Source organism: Myxococcus vastator, from assembly GCF_010894475.1.
Taxonomy (GTDB): Bacteria; Myxococcota; Myxococcia; order Myxococcales; family Myxococcaceae; genus Myxococcus; species Myxococcus vastator.
Genome location: NZ_JAAIYB010000390.1, coordinates 1 through 8,014, shown reverse-complemented (window position 1 = coordinate 8,014; position 8,014 = coordinate 1). Strand labels below are relative to the sequence as shown.

The following is an 8,014-nucleotide window of genomic DNA, read 5'->3' as shown; positions in this document are numbered from 1 at the left end:
CGGTGGCTATGTCGGAGGGGTTCCACCCGTTCCCATCCCGAACACGGAAGTTAAGCCCTCCAGAGCCGATGGTACTTCGCGGGAAACCGCGCGGGAGAGTAGGTCGCTGCCGGATTCTTTTTGAGAAGCCCCCGGTGTCCCTCGTGGACACCGGGGGTTTTCTGTTTTGGGGCCGCTGGGGTTTTCGCGCGTCACCGCGGCGGCTGGGCCAGGCGCCGGGTGCGCAGCCGGCGCACGCCGCCCACCGCCAGCAGGGCCGCCGTGGTGGCCAGCACCAGCAGGTGCTCGGCCCGCGCCGTCCCCTTCGCCACCGCGTCCACGCTGTGTCGGCCTCCGCCACTCCCTCTACTCGATGCCGAGGGCTGCCGCGGAACGTGCGGCGTTTGCTGAGCGCGCGTTGGGGCGCGCCTGCGTTGCCGGCGTCGAAGGTCCTCCATGCGCCACCGCCCGCGCTGGGACGGCTCGGCATGTGAAGCCTGTTTGCACTTCTAGGGGAATGCGCCAGTGGCGGGGGAGGGCGCGTCGCGCGCCGCCGGCCGTCCGTGCTCGGCGATGGGAGGCGCCTCGTGGGCCCGGTGAGAGCACAGCTGGGAAGGGTGCGCGTCCGCCGACGCCAGGTGGCGGGCGCACCCGGTCCAACTGGCGCCGGAACGTGGAGCATTCCGCTTGGATGCGCCAAGCAAGGAACGCGCTCTTCTGCTAGTGTAGGCGACATGCGCCTACCTGTGACCGCGCTCCAACAGGCCGCTGAGGCCTCCTCTGCACGCCTGCCGCCGCGCGTCGTGGAACATGACGCTTCCGTCGCGACGTCCGGAAGGTGCTTGGAGGACTCAAGCTACCGGATTCGTTGGGGAATCAGGCTGCTATGCATGTTTGACTCGCCGTCCGCGCTGCGACTAGAGTCCAGGTTTCCGCCCGGTCTGCGCACCGCCTGTCGCGGTGCGCGCCTCCCGGTGCCGGGCCGCTCCACGAGATGAAGAAGCCGACCCTCTTTGGGAAGTACCTGCTCCTCGAGCGCATCAACGTCGGCGGCATGGCGGAGGTGTTCATCGCGAAGGCCTTCGGCGTCGAGGGCTTCGAGCGCATCCTGGCCATCAAGAAGATCCTCCCCACCATGGCGGAGGACGAAGAGTTCATCACGATGTTCATCGACGAGGCGCGGATCAGCGTTCAGCTGAACCACGCCAACGTCGTGCACATCAACGAGCTCGGGAAGTACGACGACACCTACTTCATCGCCATGGAGTACGTCGCCGGACGCGACGTCCGGACCATGCTGGAGCGCTATCGGCGGCGTAAGGAGATCATGCCCACCGCCCAAGCGGTGTTCATCGTCTCCAAGATCTGCGACGGCCTGGACTACGCGCACCGGAAGAAGGACGCCCGCGGGCAGGACCTCCACATCATCCACCGCGACGTGTCGCCTCAGAACATCCTCATTTCCTATGAGGGTGAGGTCAAGGTCATCGACTTCGGTATCGCCAAGGCGGCGAACCGTTCCCAGAAGACGCAGGCGGGTATCCTCAAGGGCAAGTTCGGGTACATGAGCCCGGAGCAGGTCCGGGGGATGCCCATCGACCGGCGCAGCGACATCTTCGCCGTGGGCGTGCTGCTGTACGAGATGCTCACGGGCGAAAAGCTCTTCGTCGGTGAGTCGGACTTCTCCACCCTGGAGAAGGTGCGCAACGCGGAGGTTCCGCTCCCCAGCGAGTTCAACCCGAGCATCCCGCAGGGCCTGGAGAAGGTGGTCCTCAAGGCACTCACGCGCGAGCCCGAGGACCGCTACCAGTGGGCGTCCGACATGGCCGAGGACCTGATGCGGTTCCTCCTGGCCGGCGACGCCATCTACTCGTCCAAGCACCTCTCCAGCTACATGAAGGAGGCCTTCGCCGAGGACATGCTCCGCGAGGCGGAGAAGATGGAGCGCTATGCCGGTATCGAGCGCCCCGACCAGATTGAGACCTCGGGCATCACGGTGGCCCCCGGTTACAACCGGCAGGCGGCGCGGCGTGCGCCCCCTCCAGCCGTGGTGGTGACGGGAACGCCCGCGGGCCGTGCGTCCACCTCGCCAGCGCAGCCGGTCCAGGACTACATCCCGCCCCCCACCGCCGAGGAACTCGAGGAGATGGGCGTCGGCGCGGGCGACAAGACGCAGATTGTCGACTCCTCGCATACGTTCATGTCCCCCGAAACCCGCGTCGCCGACAGCAGCGTCGTGGTGGACGACAGCATCACGGGCCGGACGGAGAACCCCATCCAGGACCACGGGACGTCCGGTTCCTTCAACTCACCGCGCGCTCCCGCGCCTGATACGTCCTCGCGCAAGGGCAAGAGTGGTCCCAAGGCGCAGGTCGTCATCAGCAACGAGGAGGGCGAGGCCTACTCCGGCGCCACGATGATTGGCCCCGCGCCATCCGCGCCGCCCACGCGCTCGCGCGGCTCGTCGCCCTCGCTGGACGAAGAGACGGGCAGCAGGCCAGCGCCCGTGTCGGGCCGCGGCCGGGGCGCAAAGCGCGCTCCCGAGCCCGAGGAGGAGCCCTCTGACTACGAGCAGCCGCCCGAGGAAGACAGCGGCGCCGGCTACGACGACCAGGACGACTACGGTGACGAGGGTCACGCGCACGACGACCTGAACGAGCCCGAGGAAGAGGTGACGGGCTCGGTTCCCCTTCCCGCGGAAGAGCCGCCCCCGCCCGCGAAGGCCGCTGCGCCCGCGAAGGCGAAGACGAAGGTTCCCGCCAAGGGAAAGCCCGCGCTCAACCTCAAGACGCTGCCGAAGCCGGTGCTGTTCGCTGCCGCGGCGGCCATCGTGCTGTTGCTCGTCGTCGGCGTGGTGATGGCCACCAGGCCCTCCACGGGCGAGGTCACCTTCATGGTGTCCCCGTCCAACCCCTCCGCCCGCATCCAGCTGAATGGCCAGGAGGTCCAGCTCAACACGCTGCTGGCACTCCCTGCGGGGCAGTACCGGGTCACCGCGAGTGCTCCCGGTCAGCAGAACTCGGCCAAGACGGTGGATGTCGTCGCCGGAAGCAGAATCGTCGTTTCGCTTCCGCTGGAGGCGGATCCGCAGGCGGCCCCGCCGCCCGAGAACAAGCCACCAGAGGCGCCGCCGACGAACACGGGCGTCGTCATTGCCGCGGGCACGACCGATCCCGCCGCTCCCTCCGAGGAGCCGGGCGGCGAAGCGGTGCCTGAGACCGCGCCGGGCGAAAATGGTCAGACGCCGCCTCCCGAGCCCGTTCAGGTCGCCGCTGTCTTCAAGGGTGATGACGGCGCGGAGATCGCCGTGAATGGCGAGCGCCTGGGGCAGATTCCAGACGCGCGCATGGCGAATCTGGAGGTAGGGAAGACCTACTCGTTCACCGCGAAGCTCGCGGGCTACAAGCCGTACTCCGGTGAGTTCAAGGCCGACGGCAGCAGCCAGGAGGTCACGGTCGCGTTCGAAATGACGAAGGAGCCGCAGCCCGTGGCCAACGTCAGGCCGCCGCCCAAGGCGCCTCCCAGGGCTCCGCCTGCCCCCAGGGCGCCGAGGGCCCCCAAGGTGATGGGCAAGTTCGCCTGCAGCACAAAGCCGGCCGGCGCGGACATCTACGTCGATGGGAAGAAGACGAATCGCCAGACGCCGGTGACACTGGGCAGTCCATTGATGCTACCGGTGGGCAAGCGGAAGATTTCGTTCAAGCTCAACGGTAAGACGACCAAGCCCGTGGTGGTCGACATCACGGAAGGCAGTGTAGCCAAGCTGGTCAACGTTCCCATCGAGTGAGAAGGCGGGCATCCGATGCCCCCTTCGATTGTTGACCGAAGTGGGGCATGGGCGCGCTATGACGCCTCGCCCGCGAGCAATCTAGAGGTGATGCGCCATGCAAACGACGCCCATCCGGGGCAAGCCTGAGGCTGGCCCCGCTGAACAGCCTTTTACGTATCCTCACCGCCGGGAGTTCATCGAGCCCGATTGGCGACGGATCCCTGGCTTCAAGGACGTGTCCGCCGCCGACTGGGAGAACTCCGTCTGGCAGCGCAAGCACACCGTCAAGAACCTCAAGGAACTCAAGGCGACGCTGGGAGCACTGCTCCCGGATGACCTGGCTGAGAGCATGGAGCGCGACCAGCGCGAGCGGGCGACCATGTCGCTGCTCGTGCCTCCGCAGATGCTCAACACCATGAACCTCGAGGACCTGTGGCGTGACCCGGTGCGTCGCTACATGCTGCCGGCCTACGCGGACCGCCTCACCGAGTGGACCAATCATCCCAAGGCCAGCCGTGACAGTCTGCACGAGCAGGACATGTGGGTGGTGGAGGGCCTGACGCACCGGTACCCCACCAAGGTGCTGGCGGAGATGCTGCCGACCTGCCCGCAGTACTGCGGGCACTGCACCCGCATGGACCTGGTGGGCAATGACGTGCCGCAGGTCAGCAAACACAAGTTTGGCATCGGGCCCAAGGACCGCTACGCGCAGATGCTCGACTACCTGCGTCGCACGCCGACGGTGCGCGACGTGGTGGTGTCGGGTGGTGACATCGCGAACCTGCCCATCCAGCAGCTCGAGCCGTTCGTCAGCTCGCTGATGGACATCCCGAACATCCGGGACATCCGCCTGGCCAGCAAGGGGCTGATGGCCATCCCGCAGCACTTCCTCCAGGACTCCGTCCTCCAGGGGCTGGACCGGCTGGCGAAGAAGGCCGTCGAGCGCGGCGTGGACCTGGCGCTGCACACGCACGTCAATCACGCGCAGCAGCTCACCCCGCTGGTGGGCAAGGCCGTGCGCAAGCTGTTGGACATGGGCTTCCGTGACGTGCGCAACCAGGGCGTGCTGCTGCGCGGTGTGAATGACAGCCCGCAGGCGCTGCTGGACCTGTGCTTCACGCTGCTCGACCACGCGAAGATCCTGCCGTACTACTTCTACATGTGCGACATGATCCCCAACAGCGAGCATTGGCGGCTGTCGGTGGCTCAGGCGCAGCGGCTGCAGCACGACATCATGGGCTACATGCCGGGCTTCGCCACGCCGCGCATCGTCTGTGACGTGCCCTTCGTCGGGAAGCGCTGGGTGCACCAGGTGGCGGAGTATGACCGCGAGCGCGGCATCTCGTACTGGACCAAGAACTACCGGACCGGCATCGAAATGAACGATGCGGAGGCGCTCAGCCGGAAGTACGAATACTTCGACCCCATTGACCAGCTGTCCGAGGCGGGTCAGGCCTGGTGGCGGGAGCAGCAGAAGGCGGCGTAATGGATACCTCAGTGCTTCCGGCGGGTCTCCCGCCGGAGCCGGCGACCGCTCGCGCGTCGCTCAGCGCCGAAGGGCGCAAACGGCTGTTTCCCAACGCCACGGACGCGGAGTGGGCGGACTGGCGTTGGCAGCAGCGGCATGCGGTGCGAGGCCAGGAGCAGCTGGAGCGGTACGTGCCGCTGACCTCCAATGAGCGCGCGGGCGTGCAGGAGACGTCCGCGCTGTTCCGCATCGGCATCAGTCCGTACTACCTGTCCCTCATCGACCCGGAGCATCCGTTCTGCCCGGTGCGCATGCAGTCCATCCCGGTGCGTGCCGAGGCGCGCATCCGTCCGGGCGAGCTCGCGGACCCGCTGGGTGAGGACAAGACGCGCCCGGAGGAGTGCATCGTCCACAAGTATCCGGACCGGGTGCTCTTCCTCGCGCTGGATACGTGCTCCGTCTATTGCCGTCATTGCACGCGGCGGCGCATCACGCAGGGCGGGGTGGCGGAGCTCTCCAAGGAACAGCTCCGCCGCGGCGTGGACTATGTCCGGCGCCATCCCGAGGTCCGCGACGTCCTCATCTCGGGTGGGGACCCGTTCATGCTCAGTGACTCCCGGCTGGAGGAGTTGCTCGCGCCGCTCAGCGAGATTCCCCACGTCGAGATGATTCGCATCGGCACGCGCGTGCCCGTGTGTCTGCCCATGCGCGTCACGGATTCCCTGGCGCGGACGCTCCGGCGCTACGCCCCCGTCTTCGTCGTCACGCACTTCAATCATCCGAAGGAAGTGACGCCCGAGGCGCGCGAGGCCTGCGAGCGGCTGGTGGACCACGGCGTGCCGGTGGAGAACCAGGCCGTGCTGATGCGGCAGCTCAACTCCGACGCGCGCATCATCAAGGAGCTGTCGCACCTGCTGCTGCGCAGCCGCGTGCGGCCCTACTACCTGCACCAGATGGACGTGGCCGAGGGCTGCGAGCACCTGCGCACGCCCATCGCCAAGGGGCTGGAAATCATCCAGCAGCTCCGGGGCTACACCACTGGACTCGCCGTGCCGCACCTCGCGGTGGACCTGCCGGGGGGCGGCGGGAAGGTGACGCTCCAGCCCGACTACGCGGTCGAGTACGGCGCGCAGGAGACGGTGTTCCGCAACTACAAGGGCGAGCGCTTCACGTACCCGGAGCCCGAGGAGACGGACTGCACCTGCCCGTATGATGGCGTGTGGCGGGAGCGGGCCCCGCGGTACGGCTACCTCAAGGGCTGAGCCGCGTGCGCGGCGGGGCTCCCCCCGCTCCCTTCGTTCGGAGGGGCCTGCTACCGCGCTTCGGCGTCCTGGGGCACGCCCACGTCGATGGACGGCTCCGCGCCCTCCGTGGCCTCCAGCTCCACCGGGTCCTCGTCGCTGAAGCCCTGCTGGATGTGGACCTCTTCGGGGGCGGCGGGGGCGGGCTGCTTCGCGGCCTTGGCGGCCTCCGCCAGCCGCTGCTCCTCCGCCTTCGCGCGCGCGTTGTCCGCCGGTGACATGCGCGCCTCGAAGCGGGCGTAGTCCTTGGCCGACACGCCGTGCTTCTCCAGCACCGCCGCGGAGGCGGCCTGCTGCTTGTCGATGGCCTCCCGGCGCTCCGCGGTGCTCATCTCCGACGACTTGCGATTGCCGTACTCCGCGTCGACCTGGGACAGGGCCTGGGCCTCGTCGCGGCGAATCTCCGCCACCTTCTCCGGAGTCAGCTCCGCGCCGTCGGCGGCAAGGGCCTGTCCGGGAATGACGAGCCACGAGGCGACCAGAAGCAGGGCAGAGCGGGGGGACATGGCGGGAGGACCTCGGTCAGGACAGCGGGAACCGTCGCAGTCTAAACACGGAGACTGCTTCTGTGCACCCGCGGCGTGCCTCTCAGGGGGCGCACCGCGCGCAGCGACTCCGGGCCGTGGCGCACTGCTCCTGGCCCTGGGCACAGCGGGGCGGCAGGTCGTCCCGCTCGGGATGGCGCTCCACGAGCGCGCACAGCGCCTCCGCCAGCTCGCAACTCTGCGTTCCCACCGAGCAGCGGTCCGCGCACGTCGCGTCGTCCAGGTCGTCGCGCGTCCGGAGCTCCTCGAGCCGCAGGGACAGCGAGTCGATGGCCGCGTCGTCGGTGCCTGCGACGCGCGAGTCCACCTGCTTCGCACAGGCCGTGAGCAGCACGCAGGCCAGCAGCATCCGTGGAAGGGCGCGCATGGCCGCTGCCCTTATGTGGCCGCGGCCCCTGGCGTCCAGCGGCGTGGGCCCGCGGTGTCGTTCCCTCAGCGACGGACTGGCGCGGTGTGCACCGGTGGACGTTGGCGAGGCTCCGAAGGGCCTTCGGGCTTCGACAGGTACAGCCAGGCCGTCATCGCCAGCAGCACGGCCACCGCGAGCCGCCGCAGCCACTCCTCGCGGCGACGCTGGGGCGACGCGCGGGCCTCCCGCTCCGCGGCCTCCAGGCCCGTGGCGACCTGGGGCGCCAGCGTCTGGAGCGCTCGGCACGTCTCCACCACCGGAGCCAGCGCGGCGGGGAACCTCGCGTCCTCGCGCTCCAGCGCGTCCGAGAGCATCCGTGCCCAGGCGGCTTCCTCGTCCTCGCTGGCGGGCTCGCGGGCGGGAGCACCCTGGTGCAGGGCCAGTGCGATGGCGGCCCTCAGCAGCAGCACGGAGAAGGCCTGGGCGGGGATGCCGTAGTGCGTCGCGCAGGCTTCCCTCGAGCGGCCCTCCACCAACCGGTGGATGAGCATCGCGGCGGGGCGGGGCTCCAGCTCGCGCAGGGCGATGATGAAGGTCGTGGGG

Annotated in this window: 7 protein-coding genes and 1 rRNA gene; 4 read left to right on the top strand and 4 right to left on the bottom strand. The window is 68.6% G+C overall.

The window, feature by feature from the left end:
* A 5S ribosomal RNA gene (rrf, locus tag G4D87_RS29120) occupies positions 1–115 on the top strand; the annotation flags it as partial.
* 76 nt (positions 116–191) lie between these two features.
* On the opposite strand, the gene G4D87_RS29115 is transcribed toward rrf, so the two are convergent.
* A complete protein-coding gene (locus G4D87_RS29115; RefSeq protein WP_163785974.1) occupies positions 192–320 on the bottom strand; it encodes an alkaline phosphatase in 129 nt (42 codons plus the stop codon).
* Between the two features lie 653 nt (positions 321–973).
* Here G4D87_RS29115 and G4D87_RS29110 point away from each other — a divergent pair.
* The 3 genes from G4D87_RS29110 to G4D87_RS29100 all read left to right on the top strand — a co-directional run bounded on the left by G4D87_RS29110 (position 974) and on the right by G4D87_RS29100 (position 6,478).
* Positions 974–3,766: a serine/threonine protein kinase gene (locus G4D87_RS29110; RefSeq protein ID WP_163785973.1), complete on the top strand. Its 2,793-nt coding sequence runs from the start codon at positions 974–976 to the stop codon at positions 3,764–3,766.
* A gap of 97 nt (positions 3,767–3,863) precedes the next feature.
* A complete protein-coding gene (locus tag G4D87_RS29105; protein ID WP_163785972.1) occupies positions 3,864–5,234 on the top strand; it encodes a KamA family radical SAM protein in 1,371 nt (456 codons plus the stop codon).
* Entirely contained in the window at positions 5,234–6,478 is a 1,245-nt protein-coding gene (locus tag G4D87_RS29100; protein ID WP_163785971.1) for a KamA family radical SAM protein, read from the top strand. Before G4D87_RS29105 ends, G4D87_RS29100 begins: the two co-directional genes overlap by 1 nt.
* A 50-nt stretch (positions 6,479–6,528) precedes the next feature.
* Here G4D87_RS29100 and G4D87_RS29095 read toward each other — a convergent pair whose 3' ends face one another.
* From G4D87_RS29095 to G4D87_RS29085, 3 genes are all read right to left on the bottom strand, one after another.
* Positions 6,529–7,023 (bottom strand): hypothetical protein, encoded by a 495-nt coding sequence (locus tag G4D87_RS29095; protein ID WP_163785970.1) that lies wholly within the window; start codon positions 7,021–7,023, stop codon positions 6,529–6,531.
* 82 nt (positions 7,024–7,105) lie between these two features.
* Positions 7,106–7,429: a hypothetical protein gene (locus tag G4D87_RS29090; protein WP_371928614.1), complete on the bottom strand. Its 324-nt coding sequence runs from the start codon at positions 7,427–7,429 to the stop codon at positions 7,106–7,108.
* 65 nt (positions 7,430–7,494) lie between these two features.
* Positions 7,495–8,014, bottom strand: a 520-nt coding sequence (locus G4D87_RS29085; RefSeq protein ID WP_240358696.1) for a hypothetical protein, incomplete at its 5' end; no start/stop codon positions are given.